The sequence below is a fragment of the Nocardiopsis alba DSM 43377 genome, from assembly GCF_000341225.1.
Taxonomy (GTDB): Bacteria; Actinomycetota; Actinomycetes; order Streptosporangiales; family Streptosporangiaceae; genus Nocardiopsis; species Nocardiopsis alba.
Genome location: NZ_ANAC01000010.1, coordinates 483,603 through 504,853, shown reverse-complemented (window position 1 = coordinate 504,853; position 21,251 = coordinate 483,603). Strand labels below are relative to the sequence as shown.

The following is a 21,251-nucleotide window of genomic DNA, read 5'->3' as shown; positions in this document are numbered from 1 at the left end:
GGCCAGGGTGTCATGGACGTACCTCCGGCCCCGCCGCGACGTGCCCTTCGTCAGCCCAGGGCCAGGGCGATGGAGAACAGGAGCCCGAACGCCATCTGGAGCCGGCCCGTCTCGCCCAACCCCAGCACCAGGTCGCGCCCCACCTGACCACCGAGGACACGGCGCAGCGGCGGTACGGCCAGGGGCGCCGACAGCAGGACCGCGGGCACCCACCAGGAGACGGGGAGCAGCGCGAGCGCGAACACGTACGAGGCGACGATCATCGTCGCGAACATACGGCGGGTCCCCGTCTCGCCCAACCGCACGGCCAGGGTGATCTTCCCGGTCTCCCGGTCGGTGGGGATGTCGCGCAGGTTGTTGATGACCAGCACCGAGCAGGAGAGCAGCCCGACCGGGACCGAGGCCACCCAGGCCTGCCACGGCGCCGACTCCAACTGGACGAACACGGTGCCCACCACGGCCACGACACCGAAGAACACGAAGACCGAGATCTCGCCCAGACCGCGGTAGCCGTAGGGGGTACGACCGCCGGTGTAGTACCACCCGGCCGCGATCGCCGCCACGCCCACCAGGAGCAGCCACCATGAGGTGGTCGCCACCAGGACCAGCCCCACGACACCGGCGAAGGCGAAACTCCCCAGCGCCGCGCCCAACACCTGGCCGGGCCGCGCCGCGCCGGAGGCGGTCAACCGGGTCGGGCCGGTCCGCTCCTCGGTGTCGGTGCCCTTGACGCCGTCGCTGTAGTCGTTGGCGAAGTTGACCCCCACCTGGAGGGCCATCGACACCACGAGCGCGAGCAGGGCCTTCCACCACACGAACCCGTCCAGCGCGAAGGCCAGGGCGGTTCCCACCGCCACCGGGACGATCGAGTTCGGAAGCGTACGGGGGCGCAACCCCGAGACCCATTCACTGACCGTGGCCACGCGCCGGTCCTCCAGTTCGATACGGGGCGCGCGAGGGCGCGCCACAACAACCACCCCACGGTAGTGCCTGACCGCCCTCGCCCGAGACCGGCTACTCCGAGATCGCCGCGTGCAGTCGCGCCATGGGCAGGGTCCGGCCCATGTCGATCTCCCGTCGGGCGCCGTCCGCCCGCCAGCCCGCCGCCTCCAGGAACCCCCGCAGGGCGTTCTCCTCCTCGGGGACCCACACGTGCACCGTGCCGAAACCGCCCTCCACCAGGTGATCCACGCAGGCGTTCACCAGCCGGCTACCGTGTCCCTCACGCGCCCGCTCGGGGTCCACGTGCAACGCGAACAGTTCGGCGTCCTTGGCCGGCCACAGGTCGGGGTCGCCCGCCGGCCCGAAGGCCGCGAACCCCACGACGTGCCGCTCGCCGCCCACCTCGTCGGTGGCCACCACCAGTCGATGCCTGGAGGTGGGCGGGGACTCCAGGGCCTCCGTCCACTGCTCACGGAAACTCCGCGCGGCCTGGGGGCCGGACATCTCCTCGGCCACCTCGTCGGGCAACAGACCCGAGTACACCGCCCGCCACGACGCCACCTGGAGCTCCACCACCCGGTCCACGTCGGCGACACGGGCGGGGCGGACGAACTGGGCACTGGACACTGAGGGCCTCCTCTGAAGGTTCCCGTCCGGGCGGGGCGGTGCCGGAGTTTCCGGAGCTTGCCACGGCATGGGAACATCTACGGTGTGAGCCTCATTATCAGAGTTATCGTGAACGCACTCGCCCTTTGGGCGGCTGTCTTTCTGATCGACGGCATCGATGTCGGGACCGACGACACCGTCGGACAGATCGTCGTCTTCCTCGTCGTCGGTGCGATCTTCGGTGTGGTCAACGCGATCATCAAACCGATCGTCAAAACGGTCGGCTGCCTGTTCTACGCTCTGACCCTGGGCCTGATCGGCCTGGTCGTGAACGCGTTGCTGTTCCTGCTCACGGAGTGGATCGCCGGGCTGTTCGACCTCCCCTTCCACATCGACGGCTTCTGGCCCGCCTTCTGGGGGGCCATCGTCGTCGCCGTCGTGAGCTGGCTGCTGAGCATGTTCCTGCCGGACCAGAAGGACGACTGACCCTGTCGACAACCCCGAACACCACCCCTTCCGAACGTGGTGACCCCGGGTCCCGTCCGAGTGGCGAGGGCCCGGGGCGGGTAGGTTCACACTCCCGGTGACGCTCTCCCACCTCGACCGACGAGGACGGGGAACGAACCGGACGCCGCCTCCGACACTCGTAGGAGCGGAGCGACACAGACTTTCCCGCGTCCGGCCCACAGGGCCGATCGCGGTGGCGGACGTACAACGCCGCCCCACCCGTGTACGGAGAAAGCACCCGCCACGGGACATGTAACGACTGTTTCCGATAGGACACGGAGAGGAGGAGGGGCATACGAGGGCCCGCGCCTCGCGGTATCGGGCCCGAGAGCCTTTCACACGTGATGGTTGACACCAAGAACCGCCCGTTCGGCAAGATGCTGACCGCGATGGTCACCCCGATGCTCGAGGACGGCGAACTCGACTACGAAGGCGCCGCCAGACTCGCCACCTACCTGGTGGACGAGCAGCACAATGACGGCCTCGTCATCAGCGGCACCACCGGTGAGTCGCCCACGACCAGCGACGAGGAGAAGGATCGCCTGCTCCGCACGGTCGTCGAGGCCGTCGGCGACCGAGCCCAGATCGTCGCGGGCGTGGGCACCAACGACACCCGCCACAGCGTCAAGCTGGCCAAGGCCGCGGAGAAGGCCGGCGCGCACGGCCTCCTGGCGGTCACGCCCTACTACAACAAGCCTCCCCAGGAAGGCCTGATCAGGCACTTCACGGAGATCGCCGACACCACCGAACTGCCGGTGATGCTCTACGACATCCCGCACCGCACGGGCACCCCGATCGCCTCCGAGACGCTGGTCCGGCTGGCCGAGCACCCGCGGATCGTCGCCAACAAGGACGCGAAGGACAACGTCGGCGCCAGTTCCTGGGTGATGGAGCGCACCGACCTGGCCTACTACTGCGGGACCGACATCCTGAACCTGCCGCTGCTGTCGGTGGGCGCCGCCGGTTTCGTCAGCGTCGTCGGCCACATCGTGGGCAGCGACCTCAAGGACATGATCGACGCGTTCGAGGCGGGCGAGGTCGGCCAGGCCCTGGCCATCCACCGCCGCCTCACCCCGGTCTACACCGGTATGTTCCGCACCCAGGGCGTCATCACCACCAAGGCGATCCTGAACCTCTTCGGCCTGCCCTCCGGCCCCGTCCGGACCCCGCTCGCCGACGCCTCCTCCGAGCTCCAGGCCCTGCTGCGCGAGGACCTGGCCGCCGCGGGGGTCAAGGGCCCGATCGGGCTCGCCCCGCACCAGGCGGTTCCGGCCAGCGCCGTCCGCGTCGAGCGCCTCACGGAGGGTTCCGTATGAGTCACCCGCACCCCGAGCTCGGCCCGCCCCCGCCCCAGGGCGAGGGCGTCCTGAGGGTCGTCCCGCTGGGCGGTCTCGGTGAGATCGGCCGGAACATGACGGTCTTCGAGTACGCCGGCAAGCTGCTCATCGTCGACTGCGGCGTGCTCTTCCCCGAGGAGGAGCAGCCCGGCGTCGACCTGATCCTGCCGGACTTCGACTACATCCGGGACCGCCTGGACGACGTCGAGGCGATCGTGCTCACCCACGGGCACGAGGACCACATCGGCGGTGTGCCGTTCCTGCTGCGTGAGCGCGCCGACATCCCGATCGTCGGTTCCAAGCTCACCCTGGCGCTGATCAGCGCCAAGCTGGGCGAGCACCGCATCAAGCCGGTGACCGTCCAGGTCGAGGAGGGGGAGAAGCAGGACTTCGGCCCCTTCGGCCTGGAGTTCTTCGCGGTCAACCACTCCATCCCGGACGCGCTGGCGGTCGGTATCCGCACCCCCGGCGGTACGGTGCTGCACACCGGCGACTTCAAGATGGACCAGCTTCCGCTGGACGGCCGCCTCACCGACCTGGCCGGCTTCGCCCGGTTCGGCGACGAGGGCGTCGACCTGCTGCTGTCGGACTCCACCAACGCCGAGCAGCCCGGTTTCGTCGTCGGCGAGCGGAACCTGAACGAGGCCATCGACAAGGTGTTCCGTCAGGCCGAGAAGCGCATCGTCGTGGCCTGTTTCGCCTCGCACGTGCACCGTGTCCAGCAGGTCATCGACGCGGCCACCGCGCACGGGCGCAAGATCGCCTTCGTGGGCCGCTCCATGGTCCGCAACATGAACATCGCGCGCGACCTGGGCTACCTCAGCATTCCGGGCGACACGATCGTCGACGTCAAGCAGCTCGACAAGATGCCCGGCGACGAGGTCGTCCTGGTCTGCACCGGTTCGCAGGGCGAGCCCATGGCCGCCCTCAGCCGGATGGCCAACCGAGACCACCAGATCCGGATCGAGGAGGGGGACACCATCCTGCTGGCCTCCTCGCTCATCCCCGGCAACGAGAACTCGGTCAACCGGGTGATCAACGGTCTGACCCGCTGGGGCGCCAAGGTCGTGCACAAGGGCAACGCCCTGGTGCACGTGTCCGGACACGCCTCCGCCGGCGAGCTGCTGTACGTGCTCAACATGGTGCGTCCGCGCAACTTCATGCCGGTGCACGGCGAGTGGCGCCACATGCGGGCCCACGCCGACCTGGCCAAGCTCACCGGTGTCCCGGCCGACAGGGTCGTCATCGCCGAGGACGGCGTGGTCGTCGACCTGTACAAGAACCGGGCCAGGATCGTCGGCGCGGTCCAGGCCGGTTACGTGTACGTCGACGGCTCCTCGGTCGGCGACGTCACCGAGGCCGCGCTCAAGGACCGTCGCATCCTCGGTGACGAGGGCTTCATCTCCGTGGTCGTGGCCGTGGACTCCAACAGCGGCAAGATCCTGGGCGAGCCCGAGATCCACACGCGGGGCGCGGGCATCGGCGCCGACGCCTACGACGACGTCATCGACAAGCTCCAGGACGCCCTGGACCGGGCCGCCGCCGACGGGGTCAACGACCCGCACCAGCTCCGGCAGCTGATCCGTCGCAGCACGGGGCGTTGGGTGAACGAGACGTACCGTCGTCGCCCGATGATCATCCCCGTCCTCGTCGAGGTCTGACCCGACGGGACACGTCACGTCGAACGGCCCGGAACGCCCCTGGCGCTCCCGGGCCGTTCGACGTGTCCGACCCCCTTCGACGTCGTGCCCGGTGGCCGCGCACGACACGCCGGTCCCCCCTTCGTGCCTCGGGGTGGACGCCTTAGTAGGCTTCCCGCCGTGCCGGGACGCTGTGTCCGGGCTTCGAGAACGACCCGGTCCCCGTGGAGGTGACCCCCTCAATGGCCACGCGCGCCTCCTCTGGCGGCTCCAAGCGCAAGAAGACCACCGCGCGCAGACCCGCGGCCGCCAAGCGCATGCCGGACGGCCCCATCGCCTACGTGGTCACGCTCTTCGGGCAGTTCCTGCTGGTCCTGTGGAAGCTCATCGCCCATACGGTGGGAGGGGCCGCTCGAGCGGTCGGGCGCAGCGCCCGCGACCTCGACCCCGACCTGCGGCGCGACGGGATCGGGCTGGTGCTGCTGGCCCTGGGCATCCTCGTGGCGGCCGCCGTGTGGTGGCAGAGCGAGGGACCGTTGCTGGAGGCCACCCGCATGGTGGTCGTCGGTGGTTTCGGCACCTTCTCACCGATCCTGCCGCTGCTGTTCCTGCCCATCGCGGTGAAGCTGATGCGCACCCCCGGCAGCGCCAAGGAGGGCGACGCCGGGCGGCTCTTCATCGGGATCACCGCGATCATGCTCGGCCTCCTGGGGCTGATCCACATCGCCCACGGCATCCCCCAGCCCGCCGACGGGATCGAGGGGCTCCAGAACGCGGGCGGACTCATCGGCTTCGTCGCCTCCGGTCCGCTCAGCTCCATCGTCACCCCCTGGCTCACCGGCCTCCTGCTCGCCCTCGTGCTGATCTTCGGTGTCCTGGTGGTGACCGCGACCCCCATCCGACGCATCCCGGACCGGCTCCAGACGCTGTTCACCGCCCTGATGGAGCGCGACCCCGGGCCGGACGCGGGGATCGGCATCCTCGGCGCCGACGCGGAGAAGAAGCCGACCCGCAAGCGCAGGCCCAAGAAGCGGGCCGAGGACACCGAGACGGTCGCCGGCGACCACGAGCGCCCCTACGACAGCCCGGTGCTCTCCGACGCACCCGAAGGCCCGGAGCCGATCGCCCCCGCCCTCACCGACGAGGAGGAGGCGGCCGCCAAGCCCGCCAAGAAGAAGTCCAAGGCCAAGGCGCCGGTCCCCGATCCGACGCCTCCGCCGGTCGCCACCGAGCAGCTCTCCCTGCCCTCACGGGTGGTCGAGGGCGACTACGAGCTTCCGCTTCCGACCATGCTCAAGCCGGGCACGCCGGTCAAGCCGCGCACCAAGGCCAATGACGAGGTCGTCTCCGCGCTGTCGGGGGTGATGGGGCAGTTCAAGATCGACGCCGAGGTCACCGGGTTCACCCGGGGGCCGACGGTCACCCGCTACGAGATCGAGCTCGGCCCGGCGGTGAAGGTCGAGAAGGTCACGGCGTTGTCGAAGAACATCTCCCTGGCCGTCAAGAGCGCCGACGTGCGCATCCAATCGCCGATCCCCGGCAAGTCCGCGATCGGTGTGGAGATCCCCAACACCGACAAGGACATAGTGAGCCTGGGAGACGTGCTCGGGTCCACGGCCGCCACCTCCGACGACCATCCCATGCTGGTCGGGCTGGGCAAGGACGTGGAGGGCACCAACGTCGTGGCCAACCTGGCCAAGATGCCCCACGTGCTGGTCGCGGGCGCCACCGGCGCCGGTAAGTCCACCTGCATCAACGGGCTCATCACCTCGCTGATGATGCGCGCCACCCCCGACGAGGTGCGCATGATCCTGGTCGACCCCAAGCGGGTCGAACTGACCATGTACGAGGGCATCCCTCATCTGATCACCCCCATCATCACCAGCCCCAAGAAGGCCGCGGAGGCCCTCCAATGGGTGGTGGGGGAGATGGATCGCCGTTACGACGACCTGGCCGCCTCCGGGTACCGCCACGTCGACGACTTCAACGCCGCCGTGCGCACCGGTGAGCTGAAGGCCCCGCCCGGCAGTGAACGCGAGTACGAGCCCTACCCCTACCTCCTGGTCATCGTCGACGAGCTCGCCGATCTGATGATGGTCGCCCCGCGCGACGTGGAGGACGCGGTCGTGCGCATCACCCAGCTGGCCCGCGCCGCCGGGATCCACCTGGTCCTGGCCACCCAGCGGCCCAGCGTCGACGTGGTCACCGGTCTGATCAAGGCCAACGTCCCCTCCCGCCTGGCCTTCGCCACCTCCAGCCTCGCCGACAGCCGGGTCATCCTCGACCAGCCCGGGGCGGAGAAACTGGTCGGCAAGGGCGACGCCCTCTTCCTCCCCATGGGAGCCGGAAAGCCCATCCGGCTCCAGAACGCGTGGGTGGGGGAGAAGGAGATCCGCGCGATCGTCGACCACTGCAAGAAGCAGGCCGAACCCAGCTACCGCGAGGACGTCGCGGTCGAAGGGGCGAAGAAGAAGGAGATCGACGAGGACATCGGCGACGACATGGACCTGCTGTTGCAGGCGGTCGAGCTGGTGGTCACCACCCAGTTCGGATCCACGTCGATGCTCCAGCGCAAGCTCCGTGTCGGCTTCGCCAAGGCCGGTCGACTCATGGACCTGATGGAGAGCCGGGACGTCGTCGGCCCGAGCGAGGGCTCCAAGGCGCGGGACGTCCTCGTGCAGCCCGACGATCTGGCCGCGGTCCTGACGGACATCCGAGGGGGTTGATCCTCTGGCGCGCCCGCCCGATCCGCCCCGTCCGTGTCGCCCGATTTGGTGCGATCTTGGCGGTGCCTTAGGGCGTGGTGCGCCCCACCGGGCGGGTAGTGGTAGCAGAGTGGAGTCGCATAGGCACTGAAAGTCGCGGGGGGAGTGCGCATGGCGACGATCGGCCAGACCCTGTCCGCCGCACGGATCGCGGCGGGGTGCTCCTTGGAGCACCTGAGCACACGTACACGCATTCGGATGCAGGTCCTCAGAGCCATAGAGAACGAGGACTTCGTCCCTTGCGGAGGGGACTTCTACGCACGCGGCCACATCCGGAGGATCTGCAAGTTCCTGGGTGTCGACCCCGAGCCGCTCTTGGAGGAGTACGAACGAGAGCACGCCTCCAAGGAGAAGCCCACCTTCGTCCCGCCTCCCAGGCACCCGGCCGCCTCGCCCAAGGCCGCCCGAGCCACGGCGGGCGGCGGAGGAGGGCGGGGCCGTTCCGAGGAGGGCGGCCACGAGATCCCGGCCCGGATCGGGGACGAGGACATCGACCCCGAGCAGCGGGCCGAGAACTGGGGCCACTTCGAACGCAACAAGAGGCTGGCGAAACGGACCGAGCCCGCGGACCGACCCGGTAGACGCCGGCCGGCCGCGGCGGCCGCGGTCCCGGGGCCACGTGAGGGCGAGGGCGCCCGAAAGCGGGACGGTCGAGGACCGGGCCGCGGGGACGATCGACGTCCGCCTCGCGGGCGTCCGGCGGGGGCCCTCGCGGGTCGTGCCGGCCCCGACGGGGGAGTGCGCCGTCACTGGCCCTGGGCGGTGGTCGGCCTCATCCTGGTCGCCGCCGTCGTGGTCGGTGTCCGGGCCTGGCAGGACGAGGAGAGCGGCCCCGTCCGCACGGCCTTCGACGCGATGCGGGACAAGGAGCGGGACGGCGACGAGGCCGCCGGCTCCGTGGTCCTTCCCGAGGAGGGCGCCGTCGTGGGCAAGGCCCAGGGCGAGGAGGGCGTCAAGGAGGCGGAGGAACCCGAGGAGTTCACCGTCGAACTCAACGGCTCCGGTCGCAGCTGGGTCAAGGTCACCGACGCCGAGGGGGAGAACCTCTTCACGGGCTTCCTGCTCGAAGGCGAGACCCGGGACTACGTCACCGAGGCGCCGTTGGAGCTGTGGGTCGGCAACGCCGGAGAGGTCGCGGTGGCGGTCGACGGAGAGGACCTCGGTCCCAGCGGAGGCGTGGGCGAGGTGAAGGAGTTCACCGTCGGCGCCGAGGGCATCGGTGACTGACCGGGGCCCTCGACCGCGGGCGGAGCGACGATGTTCCGAGGCCGGGGTACGGGCGGGTGAGTCGATCACGGTAGTGTTGGTGGCCGCGGGCGGCGCCGATCGACGCCGTGTCGCGCGCGAACCCGACCGTACTCCGGCCTTCGTTCGCGCCGCGCATCCGCGCCGCTCACAGCTCTCCCACACGCTTGGAAGCCATGTCATCGCGCCGTACTGTCTCACTCGTCACCCTGGGGTGTGCGCGTAACGAGGTCGACTCCGAAGAGCTCGCCGGACGCCTTGCCGCCGGCGGCTGGGACCTCGTCGACGACGACACCGAGGCCGACGTGACCGTCGTCAACACCTGCGGATTCATCGAGGCCGCCAAGCAGGACTCGATCGAGACCCTGCTGGAGGCGGCCTCGTCGGGTGGCAAGGTGGTCGCCGCCGGGTGCATGGCCGAACGTTACGGCTCCGAACTGGCCGACGCCCTCCCCGAGGCCCAGGTGATCGGCTTCGACGACTACGCGGCGATCACCGATCGTCTCGACGACGTCGTCGCCGGACGTTCCCTGGTCCCGCACGACCCTCGCGACCGTCGCACCCTCCTGCCGATCAGTCCGGCCGAGCGCGACGCCTCCCAGGTCCACGTTCCCGGCCACGCCTCCTTCGCCGACTCCGAGGGGGCGGAGGGCACCGAGCTGCCCTACCGCACCTCGATCCCGCGCCGCCGGCTCACCGGCGGCCCGGTCGCCAACCTCAAGATCGCCTCCGGCTGTGACAGAAGGTGCACCTTCTGCGCCATCCCGGCCTTCCGCGGCGCCTACATCTCCCGCCAGATGGACGAGATCGTCCGTGAGGCCGAGTGGCTGGCGAGCGAGGGCGTCCGCGAGGTCTTCCTGGTCAGCGAGAACTCCACCTCCTACGGCAAGGACCTGGGCGACCTGCGCGCTCTGGAGAAGCTGCTGCCGAGGCTGGCCGCTGTCGAGGGGCTGGAGCGCGTGCGCGTCAGCTACCTCCAGCCCGCCGAGGTCCGTCCGGGGCTGGTCGAGGTGCTCACCGGCACCCCCGGCGTGGTCCCCTACTTCGACCTCTCCTTCCAGCACGCCAGCGGTCCGCTGCTGCGCCGTATGCGCCGTTTCGGTGACCGTGAGCGCTTCCTGGAGCTGCTGGCCACCGCCCGTGCCAAGGCCCCGGAGGCCGGGGCCCGCTCCAACTTCATCGTCGGCTTCCCCGGCGAGACGGAGGAGGAGTTCGAGGAGCTGGTGGCCTTCCTGAGCGAGGCCCGCCTGGACGCCATCGGCGTCTTCGGCTACTCCGACGAGGACGGCACCGAGGCCGCCGGCCACGCCGACAAGGTCCCGGAGGAGGTCGTCCAGGAACGCGTGGACCGCCTCAACCGACTGGCCGAGGAGCTCATGGCCCAGCGGGCCGAGGAGCGCATCGGTGACGAGGTGACCGTCCTGGTGGAGTCCGTCATCGAGGACGGCGTCTACGAGGGACGGTCCGAGCACCAGGCCCCCGAGGTCGACGGCAGCACCATCCTGTACGGCGAGGGGCTCTCCGTCGGCGACCTGGTGCGCGCGACCGTGATCCAGGCGGCCGGCGCCGACCTCGTCGCCGAGCAGGACGGGGAAGCCGGGGACAGATGAGCAGCCACGATCCCGCGGCGTCGCCCGCCCCCCAGGCCCCCTTGTGGAACATCGCGAACATCCTCACGATGAGCCGTCTGGTCATGGTGCCGGTCTTCGTGTGGTTCATGTTCCTGGACGGCACGTGGTGGCGTCTGGCGGCCTTCGGCGTCTTCGTGCTCGCGGCCATCACGGACCGCGTCGACGGTGAGCTGGCCCGCCGGCGGAACCTGGTCACCGACTTCGGCAAGATCGCCGACCCGATCGCGGACAAGGCCCTCACCGGCGCGGCCCTGATCGTGCTCTCCGTTCAGGGCGACCTGTGGTGGTGGGTGACCATCGCCATCCTGGTCCGCGAGTGGGGGATCACGCTGCTGCGTCTGGCGGTCCTGCGTTACGGGGTCATCCCGGCGAGCAAGGGCGGCAAGCTCAAGACCGTCCTTCAGATCGTCGCGATCAGCATCTATCTGTTCCCCCTGCACCTGCTGCCGTTCATGGACCTGTTCGTCTGGGTGGCCCACGGCGTGATGGCGGCCGCCCTGGCCGTCACCCTGTGGACCGGACTGACCTACGTCGTGGACGCCGTACGCCTGGCCCGGGCCAAGGGGAACCGGAGCGACTAGAAGGAGCCGGAGATGAACGAGGAGGGGGACCGCGCCGTCCCGATCACGGAGATCGAGCGGGCGGCCGCCGAGGCCGCCCTGGAAGCGCATCGGGCCCTCCTCGCCTCCGGCTCCACATGCGCCACGGCGGAGTCGCTCACAGGGGGCCTCATCGGTGCCCACATGACCTCCGTGCCCGGCTCCTCGGCCACCTACCGGGGCGGACTCGTCACCTACGCCACCGACGCCAAGTCCACCCTCCTGGGGGTCCCCGAGGAGCTGTTGGCCGAGCACGGTGCGGTCCACCCCGACGTGGCCCGTCACATGGCGGTCGGGGCGCGCCGGGCGGTCGAGTCGGACTATGCGATCTCCGTCACCGGGGTCGCCGGCCCCGATCCTCAGGACGGACGGCCCGTGGGGACGGTCTTCGCGGCCGTCGCGGGGCCCGGATCCCGTACCCGGGTCGCCCGGTTCAGTTTCACCGGGGATCGTTCGGGTATCCGCTACCACACGGTCGAAGGTGCGCTCAGGCTTCTGACGACCACCGTTCGTGAGGAGCGAGGAGCAGAGCCCGATAACGACCCTTTCGGTTGATACCCCTTCTCCCATGGAATGGGAACAAAACCACCCCCGGGTGGGGTTCCCCCTCCAGCGAACAGGACGACAAGAGGTGCCCGAATCGGGCGTGGGGCAGGTACGGTGTTGTATATGAAGGTCGCTACCGGTGGGAGGGAGCGCGAATGATGGTCCTGCTTCGTCACCTACTTGGTGACGTGCTCAGGCGGCTGCGGCAGCGCCAGGGCCGCACCCTCCGCGAGGTGTCGGCCGACGCCCGTGTGTCCCTCGGCTACCTGTCGGAGGTCGAGCGCGGACAGAAGGAGGCCTCTTCCGAGCTGCTCTCCTCGATCTGCGGGGCCCTCGGGGTTCCGCTCTCACAGGTGCTGAGAGAGGTCTCCGACCAGCTCGCGCTGGCCGAGCTCCAAGAGGCCGCGCTGCTGGGCGATCCGGCCACGAGCGACCCGGTCCCGGCGCAGGACCTCGGCATCGAGTCCGTTCCCGACCGTGTTCCCCAGGTCGCCGACATGGCGGGTGTCTGAGGACACTCCGTCCGCGTTCGGACGTCGGCCCCACGAAGTCCACGAGGAGCAGGCCCACCCCGAGGGGTGGGCCTGCTCCTTCGTCGTATGCGGGGGTGCGGGGTAGGGCTCTCAGCGATGCGTGTGGTTGACCCAGGACTCGGGGTCCTCGGCCAGGGAACGCACCTGTTCGGGGAGTTCGTTGGTGACCAGGTGCTGGAGGTTGACCCCCTCCAGGATGGCCCGTTCGCTGGCGCGCAGGGCGATCCACACCTGTTGCAGGCTGCGGGCGGCCCCGTCGTAGTCGACGTGCTCGGGGCGTTCCCCGCGCACGTTGGCGAGTGGTCCGTCGACCGCTCGGATGATGTCGGCGAGGGAGATCTCCCCCGCGGGCCGGGCGAGCCAGTAACCGCCGACGGGACCCCGTTGGCTGCGTACCAGGCCTGCTCGGCGTAGCTGGGTGAGGATGTTCTCTAGGAATTTTCCGGGGATGGCCTGCGCGCGTGCGAGCTGCTCGGCCGTCACCGGACCGTCGCCGGCGACAGCGAGCTCTGCGGCCGCGCGAAGCGCGTAGTCGACCCGGGCTGAAAGGCGCATGCTGTGATTATGCCGTGGTTAGAAGGGCGAATGGGGCACCGGACGCCGACGGGTGTCGTCGACGGCCGGGGTGCTACAGGTCAAGAGTACTTCTCCGACCGGGTTTCGGGGACATGGGCGATGTCTCCCCTTCGTTCCCGCCACCGCCGATCGTGGGCGTGTCCCCTGGAGAAAGGCCGCCGGCCCGGTCCCGAGGAGTGGTGGGAGGGACCGGGCCGGGGCAGGGGGGAGTGGTCAGTCGGCGGTCTCGAGGGCGGCGGCGGACCCCAGGACCTCGGCCGCGCTCAGTCCGTTCACGTGGGCGGCGCCGTAGGTGCTCACGTAGGCGCCGCAGTCGGGACGCCAGATGGGCAGGCCCATCTCCACCACGACCGCCTTGGGGCGGGCCGCCAGGAGGCCGTTCACGAACGCCTGGGCGTCCGGGTAGCGGTGCGCGTCCCGTACCACCACGATCAGGTCGTGGTCGGCCGCGGCGGTCAGGATCGCGGAGGGGTCGTCGGTCTCGGGGGAGACCCGCACGGTGTCGCGGAACCAGGGCCCCAGACCCCAGGGGACGTCGCCCACCGCGACCCCGGCCGGGGCGTCCACCTCGACCACGTACGGGCGCTCCAGCGGGGGCAGTTCGCCGTCCACGCGCACGGCCCGACGGGCGCCGTTCAGGCCGACCGCCCCGGTGGCCTCGGAACGGGTCCGCTCGGCGGAGGAGCGGCCCACCCAGGAGCGCAGACGGGCGTTGCGCTCGGCGGCCTCCTCCAGACGCTCTCCGGTCAGACGGCCCTCGTGGACCGCGCGGACCAGCGCGGAACGGACCTCGGCGACCTGGTCGGCGTAGACGAAACGGCCCAGGCAGAGCAGATCGCAGCCGGCCGCGACCGCCAGCACGCTCGCCTCGGGGATGCCGATGCGTTCGCTGACGCCGCGCATGTCCATGGCGTCGCTGACCACGACGCCCTCGAAGCCCATCTCGTTGCGCAGCAGGTCGTTGACCAGGGCACGGGTGAGGGTGGCGGGGCCCTCGCCGCCCAGTCCGGGCATCTCGATGTGGGCGGTCAGGATCGACCGGACCCCGGCGTCGATGACGGCCTGGAAGGGCAGCAGCTCACGGCGGCGCAGCAGGTCGGCGTCGGCCTCCACACGGGGCAGGGTGTGGTGGGAGTCCTGGGAGGTGGCGCCGTGGCCGGGGAAGTGCTTGGCGCAGGCGGCGACCCCGGCCTCCTGGAGACCCAGGACCGAGGCGGCCGAATGGCGGGCCACCAGTTCGGCGTCCGAACCGAAGGAGCGGGTACCGATGACCGGGTTGTCGTCGGCGACGTTGACGTCCACCGACGGCGCCAGGTCCAGGTTGAATCCCAGGTCGGCGAGTTCCAGACCCAGGGCCCGGAAGGTCTCCCGGGTCAGGTCGGTGTCGTCCACCCGGCCCAGGGCGGCGTTGCCCGGATAGCCGCTGCCTCGGGCCTGGCCGATCCGGGTGACGTCGCCGCCCTCCTCGTCCAGGGAGATCAGCGGGTGGTCGGTGACCTCGCCCAGGCCGGCGTTGAGCGCGGTGATCTGTTCCGGGCTCTCCAGGTTGTTGTGGAACAGACAGACCCCGGAGATCCCGTCCGCCAGCCCCTCCAGGATCCACCGAGGGGCGTGGAGCGACTCGAAGGGCACCAGCAGCGTGGCGTTGGCCAGACGTTCCAATGTCGGATCGTGCGGCATGACGGACTCCGTTCGTGAGCGGGAGATGCCCGGTCCAGAGCAGACGCGTGGCGGGGAAAGGGGGTAGGCGTGAAGGCGGTGGCCCGGGGCGGTACGGTCACGCCGCCCCGGGGAGGCGAGGGTCAGCCCTTGACCGCGCCCATGGTCAGACCGGAGACCATGCGGCGCTGGACGAAGAGGAAGAAGATCATCACGGGGATGGTCAACAGGGTCGACGCGGCCATGATCGGACCCCACTCGGTGCCGAAGCGTCCGAAGTAGTAGGACAGGGTCAGCGGCAGCGTGTAGTTGTCGGTGCTCCGCCCCAGGAAGGTCAGGGCGACGATGAACTCGTTCCAGGCCGTGATGAAGGCGAAGATGCTCGCGGCCACCAGGCCCGGCGCGACCAGCGGCATCAGGATCCGCCAGAAGATCGTCCAGCTGCCGGCCCCGTCGATGGCGGCCGCCTCCTCCAACTCCTTGGGAACGGCGGCGACGAACCCCCGCAGCATCAGGATGGTGATCGGCAGGGACACCGCCGTGTACACCACCAGCAGGCCGGTGAGGTTGCCGAGGAGCTGGATTCCGGTGGCCTCCGACAGGGAGCGGAAGTTGATGAAGATCGAGATGATCATCGCCTCCATCGGCACCATCTGGATGACGATGAGCAGCATGATGAAGGCGGAGCGCAGCTTGAAGCGGAACCTGGCGACGGCCACCGCCGCCAGGAGGGAGAAGAACGCTCCCATCGCGACCGCGCCCAGGGTCACCAGCAGGCTGTTGGTGAGGAAGGTTCCGAAGTTCACCCCGGGGATCAACTGGCCGTTGATCACCCGGTCGAAGTGGGCGAGGGTGGGCGCCTGGGGGACCAGGCTCTGGTCGCGGGTGAAGATCTCGCCCGTCGGCTTGAAGGCCGTGGCGACCATCCAGTAGACGGGGAAGACCGAGAAGACGAAGACGGCGATGCCCGCCACGTACAGGGGAAGGTCGCGCAGACGTCGCAGCGGGCTGCGACGGTAGGTCCTCCCGGTGCCCTGGGAACCCTTGGAGGCGGCCGAGGCGGTCCGGGTGGTCTTGTCGACGGCGCTCATCGGGTCTCCCCCTGGCGGATCATGATGCGCAGGTAGTACGCGGTGACGGCGAGGATCATGACGGTCATGACCACGGCGATCGCCGACCCCATGCCGTAGTTGGCGGGGCTGGCCGTGAATCCCTGCTGGTAGATGTAGTACGAGAGCAGGTAGACGTCCTTGTTCTGGAAGCTGTTCGCCAGGATGTAGAGCTGGGTGAACACGCGCAGGTCCCAGATGATCTGGAGGACCAGCAGCAGGGCGAACAGCGGACGCAGCATGGGGAAGGTGACGTTCCAGAACGCCTTCCAGGCGTTCGCGCCGTCCATCCGCGCGGCCTCGTACAGCTCCGACGGGATGCTCTTGAGACCGGCCAGTACCGACACCGCGACGAACGGGAACGACTGCCAGACGATCACCGAGATGAGGATCGTGAACAGGGGCAGGGGCTCGAGGAACCAGTTGTACTGGAGCCATCCGTCGCCGACCAGCCAGTTCGGGAGGCGGTCGAGGGTGACGTTGACCAGACCGCGTTCGGGCAGGAAGAGCCAGCGGAAGACCAGGGAGGCGCTCAGCGCCGGGGTGGACCAGGCCAGCATCATGCCGATGGCCACGATGGCCGAGAACCACTTGGGCAGCTTGTGCAGCAGGATCCCGATGAGGGTGCCCAGGATCATCGTGATGCCGACCATGAGCACACAGACGACGACCGTGTTGCGCAGGATCGTCCAGAAGTCGCCGTCGGTGAGCAACGTCTGGTAGTGGCCGAAGCCGTTCCACTCCGGGCCCGGCTGGTTCGGCATCAGGTTCCGGGTGGTGAAGCTGGTGAACGAGTACCAGACCATCTGCACGATCGGCCAGAGCAGCACGACCGCGAGCAGGATCACCGAGGGGATGATGAGCAGATAGGGGGTGGGTATCAGGCGGGACCTGGAGCGTGGGGCCTGCTCCGCGGCACCTTCCGGTGCGGCTGACGCTTTGTCGACGGTTCGCGGCATGGTCTTCTCAATCGGGGCGGGGTCGCCCGTGACGGGCGGGCTCGGATCCGGGCCCGCCCGTCACGGCTCTGCGAGGACGGAAGCGGCCGTTACTCGACCGGCTCGTTGAGGATGTCGGTGAGCTGCTCGTTGGCGGCCTCCAACACCTCTTCGGGGTCTCCGCCCCGGACGATGTCCAGCACGGCGCCGGGCAGGATCTTGTTGTCCAGGTCGGCGGCGTTCCAGCGAGGGGTGCTGGGGAAGAAACGGGTGTTCTGCATGCTGGTGGCGGCCGCGGCGCGCTCGGGGTCGTTCTGGTACTCGTCGGCCTCGAGGAGCTCGGGGTAGGCCGGGAAGAAGCCCGCGACGTCGGCGTAGGCCTTGCCGCCCTCCTGGTCGCCCAGGACGCCCAGCAGGTCGAAGGCCTGCTCCGGGTGCTCGGTGAGACCGAAGACGGTCAGGGCGGAACCGCCGGCGAAGACCGGGGCGATGCCGTCGGCGCCGGGGATCGGGGCGGAGGCGATGTTCTCCAGGACCTCGGGGTCCTCGGCCTGCTCCTCCATGGAGCCCAGGGCCCAGCCGCCGTCGATGTACATGCCGACCTGGCTGTTGGCCATGTCGGCCAGCGGGACGAGCTCGTTCTCGCCGACGTAGCTCTGCGGGGAGATCTCGTGCTCGGCGGTGAGGTCGGCGTAGAACTCCACGGCCTCGACGGTGGCGGGGTCGGTCAGTCGGCCGGTCCACTCCTCGCCGTCCTGCACCGCGATCTCGCCGCCGTTGCCCCAGATGAAGCTGGCGATGCCGTTGGTGAAGTCGGTCGGGGCGGCGAATCCGGGAACGCCGTACTCCTCCTCGATGGCCTGGGAGACCTCGAGCAGCTCGTCCCAGGTCTCGGGGGCGTCGTGACCGAGCTCCTCGAGCCAGTCGGAGCGGTAGTACAGGGTGCGCACGCCGGAGAACCACGGGACGCCGTACTGGACGCCGTTGTAGGTCCCGTACTCCAAGGCCTCCTGGTCCATGTCCTTGGAGGGGGCCCACTCGTCGACGTACTCGCCGATGTCGAGCAGGGCGCCCTGCGAGGCCCAGCTGGAGACCTGGTCGTTGCCGACCTCCAGGACGTCGGGGGCGTCACCGCCGGCGATGGCGTTGGTGATGGACTCCTGGGCGTCGCCCCAGGGGATGAACTCGACGTTGACCGAGGTGCCGGGGTAGAGATCCTGGAATCGGCTCTCCGCGTCGTCGAAGTAGTTGACCAGCTCGTCCTGGGCGGTGCCCATGACCCACACGGTCAGGCTGTCGGGTGCCCCTCCGGACCCTCCGTCCTCGGAACCTCCGCCGCAGGCGGCCGCCAGCATCACCACGGCCGAGGCCAGGGCGATCTTGGGAAACCTCATGTGAACCTATCTCCCTTCGCACGTCGCGCCGGAGTCCGGCGCCTGTGCTCGAGGCGGCCTGGGATCATGGACGGATCCGAGTGCCTCGACAACTGGTTGGGGGTGTGCTGGGACAGCACTTCCTGATCGCCCCGCCGGCGCGGGAACCGGGGTCCGAAACCATCACGGACCTGCCGGGACGTGACCTCCTGTGAGGTTGTGAGTTAAATTAACAGGAAACTTTCCTAATAAAAACAGGGTGAGGTGTCACGGTTATGTCTCAACGTCCGGGGACTCCCCGGCTGCTGCGCCAGCTCAATGATCGAGCGGCGCTGGAACTACTGCTGTCCGGCGGACCTTTGACCAGGACTCAACTCGGTACGAGGACGGGGCTGTCCAAGGTGACCGCCTCCCAACTCCTCGCCCGTCTGGAGGAACGCGACCTCGTCCGGGTCGTGGGCAGCCGGGCGGGCGGACGCGGACCCAACGCGGCCCTCTACGCGGTCGTCCCCGAAAGCGCCTATGTGGCCGTCCTCGACGTGAGCGCGAGTCGGGTCACCGCCACCATCGCCGACATCACCGGCCGCATCATCAGTGACGTCTCGGTCGACCCCACGACCTCCGACGACCCCGTCTCCCTCGTCCACACCGCGGTGATGCGTCTGGTCGATTCCGCCAAGGTCCCCCTCGACAAGGTCCGCGCCTGCGTCATCGGCACCCCCGGCGTCGTCGACCCCCGCACCGGCGACATCCGCTTCTCCTTCGACCTCATGTCCTGGCACGAGGGGGTACTGGAGACCCTCAGGACCGACCTCGCCCGCTCGGTCATGCTGGAGAACGACGTCAACCTGGCCGCCTTGGCCGAGCACTCCGAGGGCGCCGCCGTCGGCTACGACGAGTTCGTGCTCATCTGGCTCAGCGCCGCCGGCGGCGTCGGCATGTCCATGATGATCGACGGCCGTATCCACCGCGGCCGTTCCGGCGGTGCCGGAGAGATCGGCTACCTGCCCGTTCCCGGCGCCCCCATGCCGAGCGACGTGGGCCTGACCGGCGGATACGAGTCGCTTCAGGAGGCGGGCGACCGCGACCTCCCCCACGGCTTCCAGGCCCTGGTCAAGGCCAAGCAGGTGGTCCGGCTCGCCGCGGAGCACGGGTTCACCGGGAACGACGTCACCGAGGTGGTGGCGCGGGCCGCGGCCTCCGACAGCCCCGAGGGCGACGCCTTCCTCGACGCCTTCGCCGAACGGCTCGCCCGAGGTGTGGCCGCCGTCAGCGTGATCATCGACCCGGGCCTGGTCGTCCTCGGCGGGGACGTGGCCATGGCCGGTGGCGCCAAGCTCGCCGAACGGGTCCAGGCCGCCACCGCCCGTATAGCCCCCAACACCCCCGAGGTGGCCCTGGGGTCGGTCCAGGGCAGTCCGGTGGTGCGCGGCGCCCTGCTGCACGGCCTGGAGCGCGCCCGTGAAGAGGTCTTCTCCTCCACCGTCTGAGAGGAGCGAACCGAAGGATCCACGACGTTCCCGCGCCCCGGCCCTCCTCACCCGCCGGGGCGCGGTCGTGCGTCTACTCGGTCTCGTCGCCCTCGTCGTCGGTGAGGGGCGTGAAGGAGTCCAGCACGACCTCGAAGTCGTCCCGGTACTCCTCGCGCAGCTCCGCGGGAAAGTTGAGGCTGACCCTGTAGGACATGCTCCCGCCGTGTCGGGTCATCTCCCGGGTGAACATCCAGCGCTCCGGGACCTCACGTTCCTCGTGGCGGAAGAGCACCTCGTAGACGGCGCTGTCGACACCGTCCCGCTCGGGGGTCACGTCCAGCGCCAATCGTTCGACCTCGTCGAAGGAATCGTCCCCCTCGAGCAGTTCCTCCATACGGAGCACGGCGGCCTCCGCGTCGTAGAGGGGAAGGTCGTAGCGGTTGACGAGGACGGTCGCCGTGCCCGTCTCCACCCCGGTGTCGAACTCGTACCCCGCCAGTCGGGTGTTCCCCGAGGCGCCCTCCTGCTCGGCCTCCCGTGCCTCCCAGTCCTCGGGGACGAGCAGTTCCACCCTCCGGTCCCGGAACCGGACGAACCCCTCGGGGACGTCCTCACGTGACACCGTGCCCACCTCCTCCGAAGCCGACGGGGTGGGGGAGGGGCTCTCCACGTCCGAGACGTCGACGGCGGCCTCGCCCTCCGCCTCCCGATCGGGGAGCAGGCTCCAGGCCGTGAGGCCGCCCAGGGAGAGCAGCACGAGGGCCACGGAACCGATCCACAACGGGGCCCGGAGGTCACGGCGCCCGCTCGGAGGCGGCGGCACCGGCGTCGGCGACGTGCTCGGGGTGGGGGAGTCGAGCAGGGCCAGCGCCCGCTCGGGCACCAGACGCGCACGGGGGTCACGGGCCAGGAGACCGGAGACCACCTCCGACAATCGCCCCCGGGCGGGCGGCGGTGGAATCGGCATGGTCAGTACGGCCGTGAGCGTCGAGGTGAGAGTCTCCCGTTTGAAGGGCGACTCTCCGGCCAGCGCGGCGAACAGGGTGGCGCCCAGACTCCACAGGTCCGAGATCGGACCGGCGTCCTCGTCCTCCAACCGTTCGGGCGCCGCGTAGGCGGCGGTCCCCAGCACGGTCCCCGTCCCGGTCAGAGCGGTCCCGCCGTGGTCGGGCAGGTTGGCGATGCCGAAGTCGGTCAGCACGGGGCGGGTCCCGCCGTCGACCAGCATGATGTTGGCGGGCTTGACGTCGCGGTGGACCACCCCCACCCGGTGGGCCGCCCACAGCGCGCCCAACAAGGGGCGGGCCATCCGCTCGACCTCGGTCTCGGACAGAGGACCCGACCGCGCCAGACGGTCGCGCAGAGACTCGCCCGACAGCAGCTCCATGACGATGAAGGGGACCCCGTCCACCTCCAGCACGTCGTGCACGGTCACCACCGAGGGGTGGGGGACGCGGGCGGCGGCCCTGGCCTCGCGGATCATGCGGGCCCGGGCGCGTTCACGCTCACGAGGGGGCATGCCGTCGGGGAGGTGGACCTCCTTGATCGCCACCTCGCGGTCCAGCCGGGTGTCGTGGGCACGCCACACCGTGCCCATGGCGCCGCTGCCGAGCTCGTCACGGATCTCGTAACGGTCGGTGAACCTCTGCCGCCCGGAGCGGGAGAGGTCCTCGGTCGGACGCCGGGGATCGAAGGGATCTGTGGGGGTCATGGGCCCATTCTCTCAAACAGGACCTTCGGGTCGTTCCTCCGGAGCCCGGCCCACCTCGACGA

At 69.7% G+C, this 21,251-nt stretch carries 18 protein-coding genes; 10 read left to right on the top strand and 8 right to left on the bottom strand.

Translation table 11 applies throughout. The annotated features are described in order from the left end of the window. Window positions 1-50 precede the first annotated feature (50 nt). Both D451_RS0109505 and D451_RS0109500 read right to left on the bottom strand, forming a co-directional pair. Entirely contained in the window at window positions 51-923 is an 873-nt protein-coding gene (locus D451_RS0109505) for a 1,4-dihydroxy-2-naphthoate polyprenyltransferase (protein WP_017534218.1), read from the bottom strand. Window positions 924-1,014: 91 nt separating this feature from the next. Beyond that, window positions 1,015-1,569, bottom strand: a complete 555-nt coding sequence (locus tag D451_RS0109500) for a GNAT family N-acetyltransferase (protein ID WP_017534217.1) — start codon at window positions 1,567-1,569, stop codon at window positions 1,015-1,017. 84 nt (window positions 1,570-1,653) lie between these two features. Here D451_RS0109500 and D451_RS0109495 point away from each other — a divergent pair, with 84 nt between their 5' ends. The 9 genes from D451_RS0109495 to D451_RS0109455 all read left to right on the top strand — a co-directional run bounded on the left by D451_RS0109495 (window position 1,654) and on the right by D451_RS0109455 (window position 12,330). After that, window positions 1,654-2,034: a phage holin family protein gene (locus D451_RS0109495; RefSeq protein ID WP_081536526.1), complete on the top strand. Its 381-nt coding sequence runs from the start codon at window positions 1,654-1,656 to the stop codon at window positions 2,032-2,034. A 365-nt stretch (window positions 2,035-2,399) separates the two neighbouring features. After that, window positions 2,400-3,371, top strand: coding sequence for a 4-hydroxy-tetrahydrodipicolinate synthase (gene dapA / locus D451_RS0109490; RefSeq protein ID WP_026124947.1), 972 nt, complete (start codon window positions 2,400-2,402; stop codon window positions 3,369-3,371). Beyond that, window positions 3,368-5,053, top strand: a complete 1,686-nt coding sequence (locus D451_RS0109485) for a ribonuclease J (RefSeq protein ID WP_014910328.1) — start codon at window positions 3,368-3,370, stop codon at window positions 5,051-5,053. The genes dapA and D451_RS0109485 overlap by 4 nt, the downstream gene beginning before the upstream one ends. 221 nt (window positions 5,054-5,274) lie before the next feature. Continuing rightward, on the top strand, window positions 5,275-7,758 hold the full coding sequence (locus tag D451_RS0109480; RefSeq protein WP_014911452.1) for a DNA translocase FtsK: 2,484 nt from the start codon (window positions 5,275-5,277) through the stop codon (window positions 7,756-7,758). Between the two features lie 144 nt (window positions 7,759-7,902). Next, window positions 7,903-9,024 carry a helix-turn-helix domain-containing protein gene (locus D451_RS0109475; RefSeq protein ID WP_020379949.1) on the top strand — a complete coding sequence of 374 codons (1,122 nt, stop codon included), beginning with the start codon at window positions 7,903-7,905 and terminating at the stop codon, window positions 9,022-9,024. A gap of 194 nt (window positions 9,025-9,218) precedes the next feature. Further along, window positions 9,219-10,652: a 30S ribosomal protein S12 methylthiotransferase RimO gene (rimO, locus tag D451_RS0109470; RefSeq protein WP_014908402.1), complete on the top strand. Its 1,434-nt coding sequence runs from the start codon at window positions 9,219-9,221 to the stop codon at window positions 10,650-10,652. Next, on the top strand, window positions 10,649-11,254 hold the full coding sequence (gene pgsA / locus D451_RS0109465; RefSeq protein WP_017534215.1) for a CDP-diacylglycerol--glycerol-3-phosphate 3-phosphatidyltransferase: 606 nt from the start codon (window positions 10,649-10,651) through the stop codon (window positions 11,252-11,254). The genes rimO and pgsA overlap by 4 nt, the downstream gene beginning before the upstream one ends. A gap of 12 nt (window positions 11,255-11,266) precedes the next feature. Beyond that, window positions 11,267-11,827, top strand: coding sequence for a CinA family protein (locus tag D451_RS0109460; protein WP_017534214.1), 561 nt, complete (start codon window positions 11,267-11,269; stop codon window positions 11,825-11,827). Between the two features lie 146 nt (window positions 11,828-11,973). Then, window positions 11,974-12,330, top strand: a complete 357-nt coding sequence (locus tag D451_RS0109455; protein ID WP_017534213.1) for a helix-turn-helix domain-containing protein — start codon at window positions 11,974-11,976, stop codon at window positions 12,328-12,330. 111 nt (window positions 12,331-12,441) lie between these two features. On the opposite strand, the gene D451_RS0109450 is transcribed toward D451_RS0109455, so the two are convergent. The 5 genes from D451_RS0109450 to D451_RS0109430 all read right to left on the bottom strand — a co-directional run bounded on the left by D451_RS0109450 (window position 12,442) and on the right by D451_RS0109430 (window position 18,027). Further along, window positions 12,442-12,906, bottom strand: coding sequence for an RrF2 family transcriptional regulator (locus D451_RS0109450; protein WP_026124946.1), 465 nt, complete (start codon window positions 12,904-12,906; stop codon window positions 12,442-12,444). Window positions 12,907-13,140: 234 nt separating this feature from the next. Beyond that, window positions 13,141-14,607 carry a glycoside hydrolase family 3 protein gene (locus D451_RS0109445; RefSeq protein WP_017534212.1) on the bottom strand — a complete coding sequence of 489 codons (1,467 nt, stop codon included), beginning with the start codon at window positions 14,605-14,607 and terminating at the stop codon, window positions 13,141-13,143. A 122-nt stretch (window positions 14,608-14,729) separates the two neighbouring features. Continuing rightward, window positions 14,730-15,677: a carbohydrate ABC transporter permease gene (locus tag D451_RS0109440; protein ID WP_017534211.1), complete on the bottom strand. Its 948-nt coding sequence runs from the start codon at window positions 15,675-15,677 to the stop codon at window positions 14,730-14,732. Further along, a complete protein-coding gene (locus D451_RS0109435; RefSeq protein WP_014910379.1) occupies window positions 15,674-16,654 on the bottom strand; it encodes a carbohydrate ABC transporter permease in 981 nt (326 codons plus the stop codon). The genes D451_RS0109440 and D451_RS0109435 overlap by 4 nt, the downstream gene beginning before the upstream one ends. Window positions 16,655-16,743: 89 nt before the next feature. Beyond that, entirely contained in the window at window positions 16,744-18,027 is a 1,284-nt protein-coding gene (locus D451_RS0109430) for an extracellular solute-binding protein (RefSeq protein ID WP_014910123.1), read from the bottom strand. Between the two features lie 254 nt (window positions 18,028-18,281). Here D451_RS0109430 and D451_RS0109420 point away from each other — a divergent pair, with 254 nt between their 5' ends. Next, complete coding sequence (locus tag D451_RS0109420; RefSeq protein ID WP_014911477.1) at window positions 18,282-19,496, top strand: ROK family transcriptional regulator; 1,215 nt, start codon at window positions 18,282-18,284, stop codon at window positions 19,494-19,496. Between the two features lie 73 nt (window positions 19,497-19,569). Here the strand turns inward: D451_RS0109420 and D451_RS27020 are convergent, their stop codons facing one another. After that, window positions 19,570-21,189 (bottom strand): serine/threonine-protein kinase, encoded by a 1,620-nt coding sequence (locus tag D451_RS27020; RefSeq protein ID WP_051067458.1) that lies wholly within the window; start codon window positions 21,187-21,189, stop codon window positions 19,570-19,572. Window positions 21,190-21,251 lie beyond the last annotated feature (62 nt).